This window comes from Streptomyces sp. NPDC013187 (assembly GCF_042899705.1).
Taxonomy (GTDB): Bacteria; Actinomycetota; Actinomycetes; order Streptomycetales; family Streptomycetaceae; genus Streptomyces; species Streptomyces hawaiiensis_A.
Genome location: NZ_JBIBAF010000021.1, coordinates 125,295 through 143,274, shown reverse-complemented (window position 1 = coordinate 143,274; position 17,980 = coordinate 125,295). Strand labels below are relative to the sequence as shown.

At 71.6% G+C, this 17,980-nt stretch carries 16 protein-coding genes; 14 read left to right on the top strand and 2 right to left on the bottom strand.

The genetic code is table 11. The features are described 5' to 3' along the window. The 5 genes from ACFY5B_RS35195 to ACFY5B_RS35175 all read left to right on the top strand — a co-directional run. Window positions 1–431: DUF3459 domain-containing protein (locus tag ACFY5B_RS35195; RefSeq protein WP_389977860.1), on the top strand; the 431-nt coding region annotated here is incomplete at its 5' end. Continuing rightward, window positions 428–2,146 (top strand): maltose alpha-D-glucosyltransferase, encoded by a 1,719-nt coding sequence (gene treS / locus ACFY5B_RS35190; RefSeq protein ID WP_389977855.1) that lies wholly within the window; start codon window positions 428–430, stop codon window positions 2,144–2,146. The genes ACFY5B_RS35195 and treS, both read left to right, overlap by 4 nt. 28 nt (window positions 2,147–2,174) lie before the next feature. Next, complete coding sequence (locus ACFY5B_RS35185; RefSeq protein ID WP_389977852.1) at window positions 2,175–3,545, top strand: maltokinase; 1,371 nt, start codon at window positions 2,175–2,177, stop codon at window positions 3,543–3,545. 3 nt (window positions 3,546–3,548) lie between these two features. After that, entirely contained in the window at window positions 3,549–5,756 is a 2,208-nt protein-coding gene (gene glgB, locus ACFY5B_RS35180; RefSeq protein WP_389977849.1) for a 1,4-alpha-glucan branching enzyme, read from the top strand. A 110-nt stretch (window positions 5,757–5,866) separates the two neighbouring features. Further along, window positions 5,867–6,955: a glutamate--cysteine ligase gene (locus tag ACFY5B_RS35175; protein WP_389977870.1), complete on the top strand. Its 1,089-nt coding sequence runs from the start codon at window positions 5,867–5,869 to the stop codon at window positions 6,953–6,955. Between the two features lie 43 nt (window positions 6,956–6,998). On the opposite strand, the gene ACFY5B_RS35170 is transcribed toward ACFY5B_RS35175, so the two are convergent. Further along, window positions 6,999–7,232, bottom strand: a complete 234-nt coding sequence (locus ACFY5B_RS35170) for a DUF6480 family protein (protein WP_389977846.1) — start codon at window positions 7,230–7,232, stop codon at window positions 6,999–7,001. A gap of 151 nt (window positions 7,233–7,383) precedes the next feature. On the opposite strand from ACFY5B_RS35170, the gene ACFY5B_RS35165 reads away from it, so the two are divergent. Continuing rightward, window positions 7,384–9,282 carry an AMP-dependent synthetase/ligase gene (locus ACFY5B_RS35165; protein WP_389977843.1) on the top strand — a complete coding sequence of 633 codons (1,899 nt, stop codon included), beginning with the start codon at window positions 7,384–7,386 and terminating at the stop codon, window positions 9,280–9,282. Between the two features lie 116 nt (window positions 9,283–9,398). Further along, the gene (locus ACFY5B_RS35160) at window positions 9,399–9,833 is read left to right on the top strand and encodes an ATP-binding protein (protein ID WP_361881545.1); all 435 of its coding nucleotides are present in this window, start codon (window positions 9,399–9,401) and stop codon (window positions 9,831–9,833) included. Between the two features lie 69 nt (window positions 9,834–9,902). On the opposite strand, the gene ACFY5B_RS35155 is transcribed toward ACFY5B_RS35160, so the two are convergent. Further along, window positions 9,903–10,274, bottom strand: a complete 372-nt coding sequence (locus ACFY5B_RS35155; RefSeq protein ID WP_389977840.1) for a PRC-barrel domain containing protein — start codon at window positions 10,272–10,274, stop codon at window positions 9,903–9,905. A gap of 346 nt (window positions 10,275–10,620) precedes the next feature. Between ACFY5B_RS35155 and ACFY5B_RS35150 the strand changes: the two genes are divergently transcribed. The 7 genes from ACFY5B_RS35150 to ACFY5B_RS35120 all read left to right on the top strand — a co-directional run bounded on the left by ACFY5B_RS35150 (window position 10,621) and on the right by ACFY5B_RS35120 (window position 17,966). Then, a complete protein-coding gene (locus ACFY5B_RS35150; protein ID WP_344459461.1) occupies window positions 10,621–11,022 on the top strand; it encodes an STAS domain-containing protein in 402 nt (133 codons plus the stop codon). 266 nt (window positions 11,023–11,288) lie between these two features. Beyond that, a complete protein-coding gene (locus ACFY5B_RS35145; protein ID WP_344459459.1) occupies window positions 11,289–12,176 on the top strand; it encodes an STAS domain-containing protein in 888 nt (295 codons plus the stop codon). Next, window positions 12,173–12,592 carry an STAS domain-containing protein gene (locus tag ACFY5B_RS35140; protein ID WP_389977836.1) on the top strand — a complete coding sequence of 140 codons (420 nt, stop codon included), beginning with the start codon at window positions 12,173–12,175 and terminating at the stop codon, window positions 12,590–12,592. The genes ACFY5B_RS35145 and ACFY5B_RS35140 overlap by 4 nt, the downstream gene beginning before the upstream one ends. Then, window positions 12,592–13,032: an anti-sigma regulatory factor gene (locus ACFY5B_RS35135; protein WP_344459815.1), complete on the top strand. Its 441-nt coding sequence runs from the start codon at window positions 12,592–12,594 to the stop codon at window positions 13,030–13,032. The genes ACFY5B_RS35140 and ACFY5B_RS35135 overlap by 1 nt, the downstream gene beginning before the upstream one ends. Further along, complete coding sequence (locus tag ACFY5B_RS35130; protein WP_389977832.1) at window positions 13,032–14,663, top strand: SpoIIE family protein phosphatase; 1,632 nt, start codon at window positions 13,032–13,034, stop codon at window positions 14,661–14,663. Before ACFY5B_RS35135 ends, ACFY5B_RS35130 begins: the two co-directional genes overlap by 1 nt. Further along, complete coding sequence (locus tag ACFY5B_RS35125; RefSeq protein ID WP_389977829.1) at window positions 14,660–16,387, top strand: PP2C family protein-serine/threonine phosphatase; 1,728 nt, start codon at window positions 14,660–14,662, stop codon at window positions 16,385–16,387. The genes ACFY5B_RS35130 and ACFY5B_RS35125 overlap by 4 nt, the downstream gene beginning before the upstream one ends. Window positions 16,388–16,604: 217 nt before the next feature. After that, window positions 16,605–17,966 (top strand): NAD(P)/FAD-dependent oxidoreductase, encoded by a 1,362-nt coding sequence (locus tag ACFY5B_RS35120; protein WP_389977826.1) that lies wholly within the window; start codon window positions 16,605–16,607, stop codon window positions 17,964–17,966. Window positions 17,967–17,980 lie beyond the last annotated feature (14 nt).

Below are 17,980 nucleotides of genomic sequence, written 5' to 3'. Positions count from 1 at the left end.
AGTACCAGCTCCGCCACCGCGACTGGGAGAACGCCGAACGCGAGGGCCGCACCATCGTCCCGCTGCTGACCCGGCTCAACACCGTCCGGCGGGAGCATCCCGCGCTGCGCCGGCTCAGGAACCTCCGCTTCCACCACACCGACAACGACGAGGTCATCGCGTACAGCAAGGGCAGCGGATCCGATGTGGTCCTGGTGGTCGCCAACCTCGACCCCCACCACACCCAGGAGGCCACGGTCTCGCTGGACATGCCGCAACTCGGCCTGGACTGGCACGAGTCGGTGCCGGTACGCGACGAGCTCACCGGCGAGACCTACCACTGGAGCAGGAACAACTACGTGCGCTTGGAGCCGGGGCGGGCTCCCGCGCACGTCTTTCACGTCCAGTCCCCGCCCGCCGCGCACGCGAACGGAGGGGCAGAAACGTCATGACCGTGAACGAGCCCGTGTTGGACACCTTCGAAGACACACCTGCGAGGGACCGTGACCCGGATTGGTTCAAGCGCGCCGTCTTCTACGAGGTGCTCGTCCGCTCGTTCCAGGACAGTGACGGCGACGGCGTCGGCGACCTGAAGGGCCTCACCTCCAAGCTCGACTACCTGCAGTGGCTGGGCGTCGACTGCCTGTGGCTGCCACCGTTCTTCAAGTCGCCCTTGCGCGACGGCGGCTACGACGTCTCCGACTACACGGCGGTGCTGCCGGAGTTCGGCGACCTGGCCGACTTCGTGGAGTTCGTCGACGCCGCGCACCAGCGCGGCATGCGGGTGATCATCGACTTCGTCATGAACCACACCAGCGACCAGCACCCGTGGTTCCAGGAGTCACGCAAGGACCCCGACGGGCCCTACGGCGACTATTACATGTGGGCCGACGACGACAAGGGCTACCCGGACGCCCGGATCATCTTCGTCGACACCGAGACCTCGAACTGGACCTTCGACCCGGTGCGCGGCCAGTACTTCTTCCACCGCTTCTTCTCCCACCAGCCGGACCTCAACTACGAGAACCCGCGCGTCCAGGAGGAGATCCTGGCCGCGCTGAAGTTCTGGCTGGACCTGGGCATCGACGGGTTCCGGCTGGACGCGGTGCCCTATCTCTACGCGGCCGAGGACACCAACTGCGAGAACCTGCCCGCCACGCACGCGTTCCTCAAGCGCGTGCGCCGCGAGATCGACGCGCAGTACCCGGACACCGTGCTGCTGGCGGAGGCCAACCAGTGGCCCGAGGACGTCGTCGACTACTTCGGCGACTACGCGAACGGCGGCGACGAGTGCCACATGGCGTTCCACTTCCCCGTCATGCCGCGCATCTTCATGGCCGTACGCCGGGAATCCCGCTACCCCGTCTCGGAAATCCTGGCCAAGACCCCGGCCATCCCCTCGGGCTGCCAGTGGGGGATGTTCCTGCGCAACCACGACGAGCTGACGCTGGAGATGGTCACCGACGAAGAGCGCGACTACATGTGGGCCGAGTACGCCAAGGACCCCCGCATGCGCGCCAACATCGGCATCCGCAGGCGCCTCGCCCCGCTGCTGGACAACGACCGGCACACCATCGAACTGTTCACCGCCCTGCTGCTGGCCCTGCCCGGCTCGCCCATCCTGTACTACGGCGACGAGATCGGCATGGGCGACAACATCTGGCTCGGCGACCGGGACGCGGTGCGCACACCGATGCAGTGGACGCCCGACCGCAACGCCGGCTTCTCGACCTCCGACCCGGGCCGTCTCTTCCTGCCCGCGATCATGGACCCGGTCTACGGCCACCAGGTGACCAACGTAGAGGCGTCGATGTCGTCGCCGTCGTCGCTGCTGCACTGGACCCGCCGCATGATCGAGATCCGCAAGCAGAACCCGGCCTTCGGACTCGGCTCCTACACCGAGCTGCCCTCCTCCAACCCCGCGGTGCTGGCGTTCCTGCGCGAGTACGAGGACGACCTGGTGCTGTGCGTCAACAATTTCGCGCGGTTCGCGCAGCCCACCGAGCTGGACCTGCGCGAGTTCGCGGGGCGGCACCCGGTGGAGCTGTTCGGCGGGGTCCGCTTCCCGGCCATCGGCGAGCTGCCGTACCTGCTGACCCTCGGGGGCCACGGCTTCTACTGGTTCCGGCTCACCCGGGTCGCCTCCCGCATCGGCCGGCGACTGTGAGCCTGCGCCGACGAAAGGAGGCGTGACCATGCCGAAGACCGCATTCCTCCGCCCCGACCTGCGGCGCCTGGCCGAGCCCATGGAGTCGCTCGGCGGGCTGCTGCGCGAGTGGCTGCCCCGGCAGCGCTGGTTCGCCGGCAAGGACCGGCCCGTCACGGAGCTCGGTCTGCTGTCGATGACCGAGCTCTTCCCGGGCTGTCTGCATCTGCTGGTCCACGCTGGGCACGCCGGGCACACGGGCGTGCCCTCGCCCGGCGGGGCTCCCCCGGCGGGCGACTGCTACCAGCTCTTGCTCGGCGTACGGGAGCACCCGTCGCCGCGGCTCGGGCGGGCCCTCATCGGACGGGTGCAGGAGGGGCCGTTGGCCGGGCTGACGGTGTACGACGCGCTGCAGGACCCCCGTTCCGCCCAGCTCCTGCTGGACCGGCTGCGGCGACCGGGCACCACCGGCCCCTTGCGCTTCGACTGCGACCCGGAGCAGCGGGTGCCCGCCGGACTGGCACCGCGGCTGCTGGACGCCGAGCAGTCCAACTCCTCGCTGGTGTACGGCGACGAGTACATCCTGAAGGTCTTCCGGCGCATCCAGCCGGGCGTCAACCCGGACCTGGAGGTGCCGGGCGCGCTGGCCCGGCAGGGCTGCCACCGCGTTCCCGCCCCCGTCGCCTGGTTCCAGACCCGGCATCCGTTCAAGGCCACCCTCGGCGTGCTGCAGCCGTATCTGCGGGACGCCTCCGACGGCTGGACGCTCGGACTGAACGCGCTGGCCGCCGGGGACGACTTCACGGTCCAGGCCCGTGCGCTGGGCGGGGCCACCGCGGAGGTGCACCTCGCTCTGGCGTCGGCGTTCCCCGTCGGCGGGCCGGGGGAGAACGGGCAGACGGCGGCCGCGATGACCGAGCGGCTGGACGCCGCAGCGCACTGCGTGCCCGCGCTGCAGCCGTTCGTGCCGGGCCTGCGGACCGCGTTCGCCGCCCTCACGAGTTGCGACCCGGGGCCGCCCGCCCAGCGGATCCACGGCGACCTGCACCTCGGTCAGGTGCTGCGGGCCGGGCGCGACTGGTTCGTCATCGACTTCGAGGGCGAGCCGTCCCGGCCGCTCTCCGAACGGCGCAGCGCCCACTCCCCGGTGCGGGACATCGCCGGGATGCTGCGTTCCTTCGACTACGCCGCCCGGCAGCGCCGCCCCTGGCGCCCCGAGTGGGCCCGGCGCTGCCGCGAGGCCTACTGCGCGGGCTACGCCGCCCGCGCCGGCTGGGACCCCCGAAAGAAACACGGACTGCTCCGCGCCTATGAGACGGACCGGGCCGTGTACGAGGTGCTGTACGAGGCACGGCACCGCCCCGACTGGCTGCCTGTACCGATGGCGGCGATCGAGCGCCTCGCCGTGAGAGGAGACTGAGCCGTGGCCCTGCGAGACACCTCAATCCCGGAGCCGTCCGGCCCGGTCCCGAGCACGACCGCCCCTGCCCTGAGTCCCGAGGACCGCGGGCGCCTGCTGGCGGGTGCCCACCACGATCCGCACGCGCTGCTGGGTGCCCATCCGGTGCCCGGCGGGGTCGTGTTCCGGGCGCTGCGTCCCTTCGCCCGCGCGGTGAGCGTGGTCATCGGCGGCAGACGTACGGCCCTCGTCTCGGAGGGCGACGGCCTCTTCTCGGGCGTGCTGCCGCTGGACGCGATCCCCGCGTACACCCTGCACGTGGCGTACGAGGAGGGCGAGCAGGAGACGCACGACCCGTACCGCTTCCTGCCCGCGCTCGGCGAGCTCGACCTGCATCTGATCCGCGAGGGCCGGCACGAGCAGCTGTGGCAGGCGCTCGGCGCACAGCCCATGACCCACGAGGGCGTGTCCGGCACCCGGTTCACGGTGTGGGCGCCGAACGCGCAGGGCGTGCGGGTCGCCACGGACTTCACCCATTGGGACGGGACGCAGTTCCCGATGCGGTCGCTGGGCGCCTCGGGGGTGTGGGAGCTGTTCCTGCCGGGCGTGGGCGAGGGAACGCCGTACAAGTTCGAGATCCACTCCCGGTACGGCCACCGCTTCCTCAAGGCCGACCCGATGGCACGGCGCTGCGAGGAGCCGCCCGACACGGCGTCGATCGTGACGGCCTCGCACTACGAGTGGGGCGACACCGAGTGGATGGCGCACCGCGCCGACACACCCGTGCACGAGGCGCCGTTGTCGGTGTACGAGGTGCACCTGGCGTCGTGGCGGCCGGGGCTGACCTACCGGCAGCTCGCCGAGGAACTCCCGGCGTACGTCAAGGACCTGGGCTTCACGCACGTCGAGCTGATGCCGGTCGCCGAGCACCCCTTCCACGGGTCGTGGGGCTATCAGGTCACGGGGTTCTACGCCCCGACGGCCCGGCTCGGCACGCCGGACGACTTCCGGTTCTTCGTCGACGCCTGCCACCGGGCCGGTATCGGCGTGATCATGGACTGGGTGCCGGCGCACTTCCCGAAGGACGACTGGGCGCTGGCCCGGTTCGACGGTGAGCCGCTGTACGAGCCCGGTGACGACCGGCGCGCGGAGCACCCGGACTGGGGCACGTACGAGTTCGACTTCGGCCGCACCGAGGTGCGCAACTTCCTGGTCGCGAACGCGGTGTACTGGTGCGAGGAGTTCCACATCGACGGGCTGCGCGTGGACGCCGTCGCCTCGATGCTCTACCTGGACTACTCGCGCGAGGACGGCCAGTGGGAGGCCAACGCGTACGGCGGCCGGGAGGACCTGGCGGCGATGCGCTTCCTGCAGGAGATGAACGCGACCGTGTACCGGCGCGCTCCCGGGGTGGTGACCATCGCCGAGGAGTCCACCGCCTGGGGCGGGGTGACCCGGCCGACCGACACCGGCGGGCTCGGCTTCGGCCTGAAGTGGAACATGGGCTGGATGCACGACTCGCTGGAGTACATCGCCCACGAACCGGTGCACCGCAAGTACCACCACCACGAGATGACCTTCTCGATGGTGTACGCCTACAGCGAGAACTACGTGCTGCCGATCTCCCACGACGAGGTCGTGCACGGCAAGCAGGCCCTGGTGTCGAAGATGCCGGGCGACTGGTGGCAGCGACGCGCCACGCACCGGGCCTACCTCGGCTTCATGTGGGGCCACCCCGGCAAGCAGCTGCTGTTCATGGGGCAGGAGTTCGCGCAGGGAGCCGAGTGGTCGGTCGAGCAGGGCCCGGAGTGGTGGCTGCTCGACGACGGCTACCACTCCGCGGGCGACCACCGGGGCGTGCGCGACCTGGTCCGTGACCTCAACACCACGTACCGGGCGACGCCGGCGCTGTGGCAGTGCGACACCCGCCCGGAGGGCTTCCGGTGGGTGGCGGTGGACTCGGCGGACGACAACGTCTTCGCCTTCCTCCGCTATGACGCCCAGGGCAGCCCGCTGCTGGCGGTGTCGAACTTCTCTCCCGTCGTCCGGCAGGACTACGGCCTGTGGGTGCCGGGTGACGTCGTCGCCTGGGAGGAACGCCTCAACACCGACGACACGCGCTACGGCGGCAGCGGTGTGACCAACCCGGATCCGGTCAAGGCGGAGGACGGATGTGTCCGGATCACGCTGCCTCCGCTCGCCACGGTGTGGCTGGCGCCGTTCGCGGTGTGAAGTCCCCCTGCCCCACCAGGTGTCCTGCCCGCCTGGAGGGGCACTGGGTGTCGTACCACCGGGAGCGCCCGGTGGTACGACGCGGCAGGGCACAGAAGGGCGGGCATCAGGTGCGCACCGTGGGAGTGGAGGAGGAACTCCTCCTGGTCGATCCGGAGACCGGTGAACCGCGGGCGCTGTCCGCAGCGGTACTCGCCCGGGCCGAGAAGGACGACGCGGATCAGGACGTCTTCGAAAAGGAACTCCACGAGCAGATGCTGGAGTTCGCCACCCATCCGCAGTCGTCCATGGAGAGCCTGCGCGCGGAGATCGTCCGCTGCCGCAAGGAGGCCGCCCGGCACGCGGGGGAGATCGGCTGCACCGTGGCGGCGCTCGCCACCTCACCGCTGCCGGTCAGCCCCGCTGTCAGCGTCAACCGGCGCTACCAGTGGATGGCGGAACAGTACGGCATCGCCACCCAGGAGCAGCTCGTCATGGGCTGCCATGTGCATGTGTCGGTCGAGTCCGACGACGAGGGGGTGGCGGTCGTCGACCGGCTGCGTCCGTGGCTGCCGGTGCTGCGGGCGCTCAGCGCGAACTCGCCGTTCTGGCAGGGCAAGGACACGGGGTACAGCAGCTACCGCAGCCGGGTGTGGCTGCGCTGGCCGTCGGCCGGCCCGACCGAGATCTTCGGCTCGGCCGAGAGGTACCACCGGCTGATCGCCGACATGGTGGCCACCGGGGCCCTCCTGGACGACGGGATGATCTACTTCGACGCGCGGCTGTCCCAGCGGTACCCGACGGTGGAACTGCGCGTCGCGGACGTCTGTCTGCACTCCGGCACGGCCGTGCTGGTCGCCACACTCGTCCGGGGCCTGGTCGAGACGGCCGCGCGCGAGTGGCGGGCCGGCCGTGAGCCGCTCGGCCACAGTGTCAGCCTGCTGCGGCTGGCCGACTGGCAGGCCGCCCGGTCCGGTCTCTCGGGCGAGCTGCTGCACCCCGCGACCATGCGGCGCATGCCCGCCGAAGCCGTCGTGCGTGCCCTGCTGGACCACGTCGAGGAGGCCCTCGACAGCACGGGCGACCTGGAGCGGGCCCGGGCCGCCTGCGACGAGCTGCTGCGGGAGGGCAACGGCGCTCAGGTGCAGCGCGCGCTGATGGAGCGCACGGGGAGCCTGCGGGACGTCGTCACCGAGTGCGTCCGTCATACGCAGGCGTGAGGCGTCCCGCCGGTTTCGGGCAGGGACTCATCCGGGCAGTGGCTCAGAGGATCAGGACGAGGGCGTAGGCCAGGAAGAACGCCGCGATCAGCACCACGAGGACGATGATCACGGTCAGCGGTGCCTTGGCCCAGCCCTTGGTCGGATTGTGGGTTTCCCGCGGCAGCGTCTCCGGCATGCTGCTCTCCGCGGGTGGGGTCTCGCCCGGCGGTACGCCGCCGCCGGGTTCCAGACCGGGGGTGCGTTCTGGTTCGGGATCGGGACTGATGTGAGTCATGCCGTCCGGGTCCCCCCATCACGCCGAGATCATCAGCGGGACGACTTCCGTATTTTCCGACCCCGAAGGGTCTCGACTCGACTACATTCGAGCACCGCCGATGACGGTACCCGTCGGCAATGTCACACCCCGTACACGTCAGGAGCAGTGCATGCGCGACCTCGCCCTCGCTCCCCCGGCCGTGGCGCCCCTGACCGGCGGGCTCGCCGACAGCGTCTTCGAGACGGCGGATCGCGAACCGGCCAGGCCGATGCTCGCCCGGCGAGCCCACCCCTCCTCCGCGACCTGGGAGGAGGTGACGGCGATCGAGCTGCGTGACGCGGTGGTGGACGTGGCCAAGGGGCTGATCGCCTCGGGGATCGCGCCGGGCCACCGCGTGGCGATCATGGCGCGCACCCGGTTCGAGTGGACGGTCCTGTGCTACGCGCTGTGGGCCGTGGGCGCCGAGGTGGTCCCGGTCTACCCGACGGCCTCACGCGATCAGGTCGAGTGGATCCTGCGGGACGCCGGCTGCGTGGCCGTGGTCGTGGAGGACGAGCAGGGCGTCATGACCGTCGGCTCGGTGTGCGCCTCGCTGCCGTTGCTGCGACACGTCTGGCAGCTGGACTCGGGCGCCCTCGATGAGCTGACGGCGCTCGGGGAGTTCGTCCCGATCGCCACGGTCGACTCGATGCGCCGCATCGTGCTGCCGGACTCCACTGCCGTCATCGCCTACACCTCTGGCACCTCGGGTCACGCCATGGGCTGCGCGCTCAGCCACCGCAATCTGGCCGGCCCCTGCGACACGCTGCTCACGGGCTGGGGGCACACGGCGGCGCCGCGCGGGGAGCAGGGCTCCGTGCTCGCGTTCCTGCCCTTCTCCCATGTGTACGGGCTGATGATCCAGGGGCTGTGCGTACGCGGCGGGCTGCTGATGGGGCACCAGGCCGATCTGAGCGGGGAGGCGCTGGCGTCGGCGCTGCGCTCGTTCCGGCCCACCTACCTCTACGCGGTCCCCTCGGTCCTGGAGAAGATCTACAAGAACTTCCTGCGGACGGCTCAGCAGGGAGGGCACGGCGGACTGTTCGAGCGGGCCGCCGAAACCGCCCGGGACTTCGCCGCGGCCCTGGAGCGCCAGCGGCTGGGCCGCGGCCGCGGGCCCGGCTTCGACCTGCGGCTCCAGCACGCCCTGTACGAGCGCACGGTGTACCGCAGGCTGCGGGCGGCACTGGGCGGCCGGGTACAGCGGGCGACGTCCGGCGGCTCCCCCCTCAGCCGCGATCTCTCCCTCTTCTACGAGGGCATCGGCATCTACGTGCACGACGGGTACGGCCTGACGGAGACCGCCGGCGGGGTGACGATGCAGCCGCTGGGCCGGGAGAAGTCCGGGACGGTCGGGCAGGCCCTTCCGGGCATGGAGATCCAGGTGGCCGAGGACGGGGAGATCCTGGTGCGCGGCCCGTCGGTGTTCCAGGGGTATGTGGGCGACCAGGCCGCCACCCGGGCCGCCCTGCGCGGCGGGTGGCTTGCCACCGGGGACCTCGGGCTGCTGGACTCGGAGGGTTATCTGACGATCACCGGCCGCAAGAAGGACATCATCATCACCAGCAGCGGCAAGAGCGTCGCCCCGCTGGCCCTGGAGCAGCGGCTGCGGATGCATCCGCTCATCCACCAGGCGGTGGTCGTGGGGGACAACCGCCCCTGCGTCGGCGCCCTGATCACGCTGGACCCGGATTTCCTCGCACACTGGCGGGCCGGGCTGGCCCTGCAGGGCGAGATGCGGGAGGCGCGGGAGGAGAACGCGCTGCGCGAGGAGGTCGCGCGGGCCGTGGCCGCGGCCAACAGTGCCGTGTCGCCCGCGGAGTCGATCCGGGTCTTCCGGGTCCTGCCGGAGGCGTTCGACGTGACGAACGGGATGCTGACGCCGTCGATGAAGCTGCGCCGGGACGAGATCGTGCGGCACTACGCTTCCGAGATCGACGCGATGTACCGGTCCCGCAGGCGTCCCGGACGGCCGAGCGCCCCCGCCGAACCATCGAGCTGGGACGATTCCGACAATGTGTTCCGCTGAGCGTGTGCCGGACGCGTAGGCCTCGTCCCCTCGGGAACACGCAACAGTGGCGACGCAAGAGAAAGGACGACAGCCCTGACGACAGCCGTAGCTGACGCCCGGGCCGGAAAGGCGATATGTCAACCGAGCCGCGTGGGGACGATGCCCTGACCTCCGAGGAGATCCCGAGCCGCACGAACACCTTCGTGGGCGAGCCGCATGACGTGACCGGTGCGCGCTTGGCCGCGGAGGAGTTCCTGCGCGATCTCGCCCGCTCCTCCCCGCCCTCTGCCCCCGAGTACTGGGACGACATCCTGCTGGTGGTGACGGAACTGGCCGCCAACGCGGTGCAGTACGCCCCGGGTCCGTTCGCGCTGCGGATGCGCCGGACCTTCGACGGGGTGCATGTGGTTCTGCACGACACCAGCACCACGGAGCCCGCCCCCCGGCCCTTCGATCCGCGCAGCGGCGGCGGGGGCATCGGCTGGCACCTGATCCACACGCTGTGCGACCAGGTCAGCGTGGTGGCCGACGACCGGGGCAAGGACGTACACGTGTTCATGCCTTGGTGAGCCGGGAGCGTCACGGGCGCGAGGCGCCCGTGACCGGCTCCGACCGTGGCGTCCCGGACCGCGGGCGTCTCAGACCGTGGCCGTCTCGCGCGGCGGCAGCCGGTCGTAGTAGTCACCCACGGCCCGGAGGTACTCCTGGTCCCTCGTCTCACTGTCGGTCTGGAAGCGGGGCGCCGCCTTGGCGTCCGCCCTGCTGCAGGCCAGTGTGACCTTTCTCCCCTGGGTGTCGACGCCGGTGACCACTCCGGCCGGCACCAGGACGCTGCGGCCGAAAACCCAGACTCCGGTGTCGACGACCAGGTGCCGCATGGCGTGCGGGGCGGCCTCCCGGTCCACGTGCCCGATGGTGCCGTCGGTCGCGGCGACGGCGAAACCGGTCAGGTCCTGTCCCTCGGTGTGACCGCTGTCCGGCGCGTACGACCAGATTCTGTCGATGGCCACGCTTTTCCATCCTCCCTGGCGATGTGCTGATCGCGATGTCCTCCGGCGGACGCCCGCGCCCGCCCCGTTCCACAGCAGCAACTACCCTGCTGTCGCAAGCGCATTCGGCGCACACGCCTGCTACCGCACGGGACTTCCGGCGGCCGGTCCCGGCGATGTTCGGCCGAGGAGGCATGCAGGGTGGTTTCCGGGGTAATCGCGGGTGCGCGGTGACATCCGAAGCCCGTCAGTGAAGGGAGGCGCATGAGGAACGGCATTCGAGTCCGGACAACGACCGGGATCCCCTCGCACCGCGGTCATCCCCAGAGGTGACCAGCCCAGGCCGCAGCACTTGTTGGAGGTATCCGTGCCCCTCGCCCAGAACCCGCTGTCCGTGGAAGTCGAGCTGCCCCGGGAGGACGTGGCCCTGATCACGGTCGACGGTTACCTGGACGTCGACACCGCGACCGAGTTCCAGGCCCATTTGGCCAACCAACTCCACCACGGCCGACGGCACTTCCTGCTCGATCTCTCGTCCGTCCCCTTCATGGACTCGTCCGGGATGAACATCATTCTGCGGGTGTACCAGGAGACCCGTAAGACCGAGGGCAGTGTGCACGTCATCAGTCCGACGCCGGCTGTGCGGCGCATCCTCGATCTGACGGGCGTCAGCATCACGGTGCCGATATCGGAGAGTGTCGACGAGGCCCTGACCCGGGTCGACGAAGGACCGGAGCGCCCCGAGGAGCCGGGGGGACAGAGCGTCTGACGGCCGCAGCGCCCCCCTCGGGCCCGGCGTCGGCGAAGGCTCGGCGGCCCGGTCCTCGCTCCGCCCTGCCCGCACGACGGCTCACCCCTCGCACACCCGGCGACGGCGACGCCAACCGCCGTTCGTCCGAACCGGATCACTTGCCACGGAGCCGGTGTCGTACGAGGTCGGCGCATGGTTAGAGTTGTCGCCCGGCAAGTGTCACATCGCCGTCTCGTTGCCAGAAGCGGGCTCGGTCGACGCAACGCGGATGAGGAGAGAACCAGGTGCCGGAGCACGAAGCGGACGGACAGCTCGCCACGCCCACCGAAGAGGTCAGGGACTTCCTGCACCGCCGGCGTGAGCAGATCGCCCAGCGGTGGGCGGACGAGCCCCTGTTCCGCACTGTGTTCACCGTCTCGCGCGACGAGGCGGTGGAAGCGGGCAAGGTCATCGTGGAGGCGCTGGCCCAGGTGGCCGACTCGGGCCAGGTGGAGGACCCGGACGCCGCCGGATTCAGCACCGTGCGCGAGCAGCTGGGCCGGATGGGCGCGGCCCGCTCCCGCGCCGGGTTGAGCAACACCCAGGTCTCCAGCGAGCTGGCGGCCCTGCGGCCGCCCGTGGAGAACCTGCTGGTCGCCGATCTGACGCAGGCGCCGCCCGAGCACCTGCGGGCGTGTTCGACCACGTTGACCGTTCTGATGGGCACGCTGCGACTGGTGGCCATGCAGACGGCGCTCAGCGAGTGGCAGGCACTCAGCGACCGGCAGCGGCTGCAGCTGATGGAGGTGGCCACGCCCGTCATCCGGCTGTGGGACGGCATCGTGGCCGTGCCGCTCATCGGCACGCTCGACAGCGCCCGCAGCCAGATCGTGATGGAGACGCTGCTGAACGCCGTCGTCGAGCAGCACGCGCGGTTCGCGATCCTCGACATCACCGGGGTCCCGACGGTCGACTCGCTGGTGGCGCAGCACCTGATGAAGACGGTCGCCGCGGCGCGCCTCATGGGCGCCCAGTGCATCGTCTCGGGCATCCGCCCCGCCATCGCGCAGACCATCGTGCATCTCGGTCTCGACCTGGACGTGCTCACCCGCGCAAGCCTCGCCGACGCGCTGGGGTACGCGCTGCACCAGCTCGGCGCGGACATCGTGAAGCCGGGTGCGGGTCAGCGGTGAGCGACGCGTACCCCCGTCCCGTGACCGGCCATGTGCCGGTGCTCCGGCTCGGCGACGTCCTGCTGGTCACGCTCCAGGGGGACCTGCACGACAGCATGGCGCAGCAGCTCCAGCAGGACCTCGCCGAGACCATCTCCCGTACCGGGGTGCGCGGGGTCCTCATCGACATCTCCGGTGTCGAGATCGTGGACTCCTTCCTCGGCCGGGTGCTGGCCGAGATCGCCGCGCAGGCCAAACTGCTGGCCGCGCGCACCGTGGTGGCCGGGATGCGCCCGGCGGTCGCCATCACCCTGGCCGAACTGGGTCTGACACTGCCGGGACTGAGTACCGCGCTCAGCACCGAGGCGGGCATGGAGCTCCTCGCGCAGCAGGCCCCGGTGCCCCGTCCCGGCAGCCCGCGTCAGGAGAGTCCGTGATGCACACCGCCTCGGGCGTGGAGGCCTGCCTGCCCATCCGGTCGGACATCGACCTGGTGTGGGTGCGACAGCACGTACGGCAGGCCGCTGCCCGGCTCGGCTTCGGACTGGTGGACCAGACCAAGCTCATCACCGCGGCCAGTGAGCTGGCCCGCAACACCCTGGTGCACGGCGGTGGCGGACAGATGGAGGCGAGGCAGGTCGGCGGTGCGGGCGCGCAGGGGCTGCAGCTGGCCTTCACCGACGAGGGGCCGGGCATCGCCGACCTGGACCTGGCGCTGAGCGACGGCTACACCTCCGGTGGCGGTCTGGGCATGGGTCTGAGCGGTGCGCGGCGCCTGGTGCACGACTTCGACATCGACACCACGCCCGGTTCGGGCACCACGGTGCGGGTGACGTGCTGGGTGGGACGGCCGCCGCGTCCGCGCGAGGAGGTCTGATGCCACGCGTGTGGGACGTGCCGGTGCGCGACTCGACCCGGGTGCGCGACGCGCGGGTCGCGGCGGAGGGCGCTGCCGCGCTGGCCGGGCTGGACGAGCGGCGTACCGCGGCGGCCGCGCTGGTCGCGACCGAGCTCGCCACGAACCTGCTGAAGCATGCCGCGGGTGGTCAGGTGCTCATCGAGGTCGTGGCCCCGCCCGTGCTGCGGGAGGGGCCGTGGGGTTCACGGGTGGTGCAGATCGCCGCGGTGGACCACGGCCCGGGCATCCCCGACGTGCCCACGGCGCTGCGCGACGGCTTCTCCACCTCGCGTTCGCTCGGCGCAGGCCTCGGCACGTGTCTGCGCCTCTCCGACGATTTCGCCCTGCACAGCGTCCCCGGCCGCGGCACGGTGGCGGTGGCCCGCGTGAGCTCGACGCCCCGGGCCACCGAGGGGCCGTCCGGGCCCGAGGGCCGGGTGTTCGCCGGGGGACAGTGGCCGGGCGGCGCACCGCCGTTCGGCGCGGTGGCATGCGGCGGCCTGACGGGCCACGCGGCCGCGCCGGCCGGAGCGCCCGGTCGGGCCGGGCAGGCCCCGGCGATTCCCGGCGGCCCCACACCACCGGCCGCACCCGCCCGGGGAACCGACCCGGCGCTCTACGAGATTCCCGGCTACGCCGTCCCGGCCACCGGCACACCGGAAACCGGCCCCGGGCCCCGGACGACACCGGCCCACGTCTCGGCGGACGCCGACGCGCCGAGCAACGACTCCGCACCCCGGACAGCACCGTCCCACGGCGTCGCGGACACCGGCGACTCGGGGACCGCCCCGGCCTCCGGGACAGCACCGACCCACAGCGTCGCGGACACCGGCGACTCGGGGACCGCCGCGGCCCCCCGGAGCCCGGCAGCCCACGACCTCGAGGACGCCGGGGCGTCCGGCGGTGGCCCCCTCACGAAGCCGGGAGAGCACCGCGGGGCAGCGGTCCGGGGGCTTCCGGTCGCCGGGGTCGCCGCTCAGAACCGTTCCTTGCCCGTTTCCGGTGTGCGGGCCGGCGGGGTGAACATTCCCTACGGCGGAGCCGAGTACTCGGGGGACGCCTGGGCGTGGGTCCGGGCCGGGGACCGGGTGACGTTGATGCTGGCGGACGGGCTGGGTCACGGGCCGGAGGCCGCCCGGGCGTCGTCCGCCGCGGTCACGGCGCTGCACCGCTGGGCCCACCTCTCCCCCGCCGAGTCGTTGCGGCGGCTGCACGACGCGCTGCGGGGCACGCGGGGCGCGGCCGTCGCCCTGGCCCAGCTCGACCTGACGGCCGGGCGGCTGCGGTTCGCCGGCATCGGCAATGTCGGGGCGCGGCTGCGCACCGACGGCACCTGGCACGCCCTGCTGTCGCGGCCCGGCATCGTCGGGGTCCACCGGCCCGGCACCCTCCGCGAGGAGGAGGCCGACTGGGTGGGCGACCCGATACTCATCCTGCACACCGACGGCCTGCCCAGCCGCTGGACACCGCCGTCCGACCCCGGTCTGCCCGCCACCGACCCGGCCGTGACGGCCGCCGTGACGATACGTGACGCCAGCAGTCCCGCCCGACCGGTGCGGGACGACACCGCCGTGGCCGTGCTGACCTCGAACCCGCCGGAACGCCCATGATGCGCACTTGGCAGATCACCACCGTCACCGACGCGGCCCGCGCCCGCATCTCGCTGGCGCGCCTGGCCGCCGCGTACGGTGTGCCCACCGTCGAGCGGACCCGGCTCGCCGCCGACCTCAGCGCCCACCTGCGGCAGTGCCTCACCAAGGGCGGCATCTGGCGGCTCACCATGGACCTGGCGGGCTCCCCCGCCGAGGAGGGCCTGCTGCACGTCGTGGTGACCCCGTCGCCGGAGGCGTGCGCCGCCGGCGAGCCGCTCTGGGAGGTCACGGTCCCCTGTCCCGAGTCGGCCGAGGCCACCGAGGACGGCACCGTCCCCGACGACCCCGCCGCCCTGTCTGAGGCCCTGCTCGGCGCCGACGAGGACACGGCCGTGGTGCTGGACAAACTCACCGAGCAGGAGGATCTGGTCCTCTTCCACCGCGAGGAGCTGCACCAGACCAACCAGGGTGTCCTGGCCCTGCACGCCGAGCTGGACGCTGCCGGACGTGCCCAGCGCGAGGCCTTCGCCGCCGAGCGCAGCGCCCGCAACGAGGCGGAGAGCGCCCGGCGCAGGCTGACGTTCCTCGCGGACGCGAGCGCGGTACTGACGGCGTCGCTCAACCACGAGGAGATCGTGCGCCGGCTGCCGGACCTGCTGGTGCCGGAGTACGCGCGCAGCGTCGACGTCTGGCTGTTCGACCACGAGGAGGACAAGCACCGGTCGGCGCCGCATCCGGCCGCCGCGGTGGTCGCGGCCCGTACCGGGCGGCCCCAGTACGCCGCCGATCATCCCGGCAACCTGCCCGGCGTCGAGGACCAGCCGCCGTCGGCCCTGGATCCCGGACGGCCGTTGCTGTGCGTGCCGCTGCCGACGCGGCGGGCTCCGCTGGGCGTCCTGACGCTCTCGCCGCCCGGGGAACGCTGGGACCCGGACGACGCGGTGATGCTGATCGAGCTCACCCGGCGGGCCAGCATCGCGATCGACAACGCCCGGCGCTTCGAGCACAACCGCGACATCGCCGAGACGCTGCAGCGTGCCCTGCTGACGGATCTGCCGGCCACGCCGGGCCTGAGCCTGGCGGCGCGGTATCTTCCGGCCACCCACGGGCTGAACATCGGCGGCGACTGGTACGACGCGTTCCCTCAGCGGGACGGCGGTCTCATCACCGTCATCGGCGATGTGACGGGACACGGGCTGCACGCGGCGGTCATGATGAGCCAGCTGCGCACCGCGCTGCGGGCGTACGCCGTCGACGGCGACAGTCCCGGCCGGTTGCTGACCCGCCTGCACCGGTTCCTGCACCATCTCCAGCCGGATCTGTACGCCACCGCCGTCATCGCCCGGTTCCACCCGGACGAGCCCACACTGACCTGGGCCGCCGCCGGGCATCCCCCGCCGGTGCTGCGCCTGCCGGACGGCACCGTGCGCACCCTCGACGCCAAACCGGGTGCGATGCTCGGCATCCCGCTCACGCAGGAGATCGCCGACCACACGGAGGATCTGGAGCCCGGCTCGACCCTCGCCCTGTACACGGACGGGCTGGTGGAGCGGCGTGCCCAGGGCATAGACCCCGGGATCGAGCGGCTGGCCACGGCACTCGGCGGGTTCGGGTCCGCGGAACTGGACGCGGACCTGGAGGGTTCGGCGGACCGGCTGCTGCATCCGCTGCTGAGCGATTCCGAGCGGGACGACGACGTGTGCCTGTTGCTGTGTCACGTCCGAGGTCACCTGGACTCCTGACGGCGGGTCCGGCCGTCCGGGTGTGCACGCGTTCTTCACTCCCGCCTGGTGCTTTTCGGCCACGGTGCGGGCATGGTGGTGATCGACGCGTTCGTCTGCCTGCCGCGTCCGGCTGGCGCGCCGGCCGGAGACACGGTGGGATCGAAAGGGTGCGAACCAGCGATCCAGGGGCAGTCGGAAGGCGTTCGAGGCAGACCGCCTGGAGCCGCAGAAAGGGATGAACACCGTGACACGACCCAGGATCCTGGTGGTTGGCGCAGGCTTCGCCGGTGTGGAGTGCGTCCGCCGTCTGGAACGGAAACTCTCCCCGGACGAGGCGGACGTCACGCTGGTGACGCCGTTCGCCTACCAGCTCTACCTGCCGCTGCTCCCCCAGGTCGCCTCCGGCGTGCTGACGCCGCAGTCGATCGCCGTCTCGCTGCGCCGCAGCAAGAAGTACCGCACGCGCATCATTCCGGGCGGCGCCATCGGCGTGGACCTGAAGTCCAAGGTCTGTGTCATCCGCACCATCACCGACGAGATCGTCAACGAGCCGTACGACTACATCGTGCTGGCGCCCGGCAGCATCACCCGGACCTTCGACATCCCGGGGCTGACGGACCACGCGTTCGGGATGAAGACGCTCGCGGAGGCGGCGTACATCCGTGACCACGTCATCTCGCAGCTGGACCTGGCCGACGCGAGCCAGGACCCCGTGGAGCGGGCCTCGCGGCTGCAGTTCGTGGTGGTCGGCGGCGGTTACGCGGGCACCGAGACGGCGGCCTGCCTGCAGCGGCTGACGCACGCGGCGGTCAAGCGCTACCCGCGGCTGGACCCGAGCCTGATCAAGTGGCATCTGATCGACATCGCGCCGAAGCTGATGCCGGAGCTGGGCGACAAGCTCGGCAGCAGCGCGCAGGAGATCCTGCGCCGGCGGGGCATCGAGATCTCCCTGGGCACCTCCATCGCCAAGGCCGGCCCCGAGGAGGTCACCTTCACCGACGGACGGGTGATCCCCACGCGCACGCTCATCTGGACCGCCGGGGTCGTCGCCAGCCCGCTCATCGCCACGCTCGGCGCGGAGACCGTCAAGGGCCGGCTCGCGGTCGCCCCGGAGATGAACCTGCCGGGCGACGACGGGGTGTTCGCGCTCGGCGACTCGGCCGCCGTGCCCGACCTGGCCAAGGGGGACGGGGCCATGTGCCCGCCCACCGCGCAGCACGCGCTGCGACAGGGCAGGCACGTCGCCGACAACGTCATCGCGTCCCTGCGGGGCCAGGCGATGAAGCCGTACGTGCACAAGGACCTCGGGCTCGTCGTCGACCTCGGCGGCACCGACGCGGTGTCCAAGCCGCTGGGCATCGAACTGCGCGGGCTGCCCGCCCAGGCCGTGGCCCGCGGCTACCACTGGTCCGCGCTGCGCACCAACGTGGCCAAGACGCGGGTGATGACGAACTGGCTGCTCAACGCGGTCGCCGGTGACGACTTCGTACGGACGGGATTCCAGGCCCGCAAGGCCGCGCGGTTGAAGGACTTCGAGTACACCGACGCCTATCTGACGCCGGAGCAGGTGCGGGCGCAGGTCGAGGGGTCCGGCTGACCGGAGCAGGACCG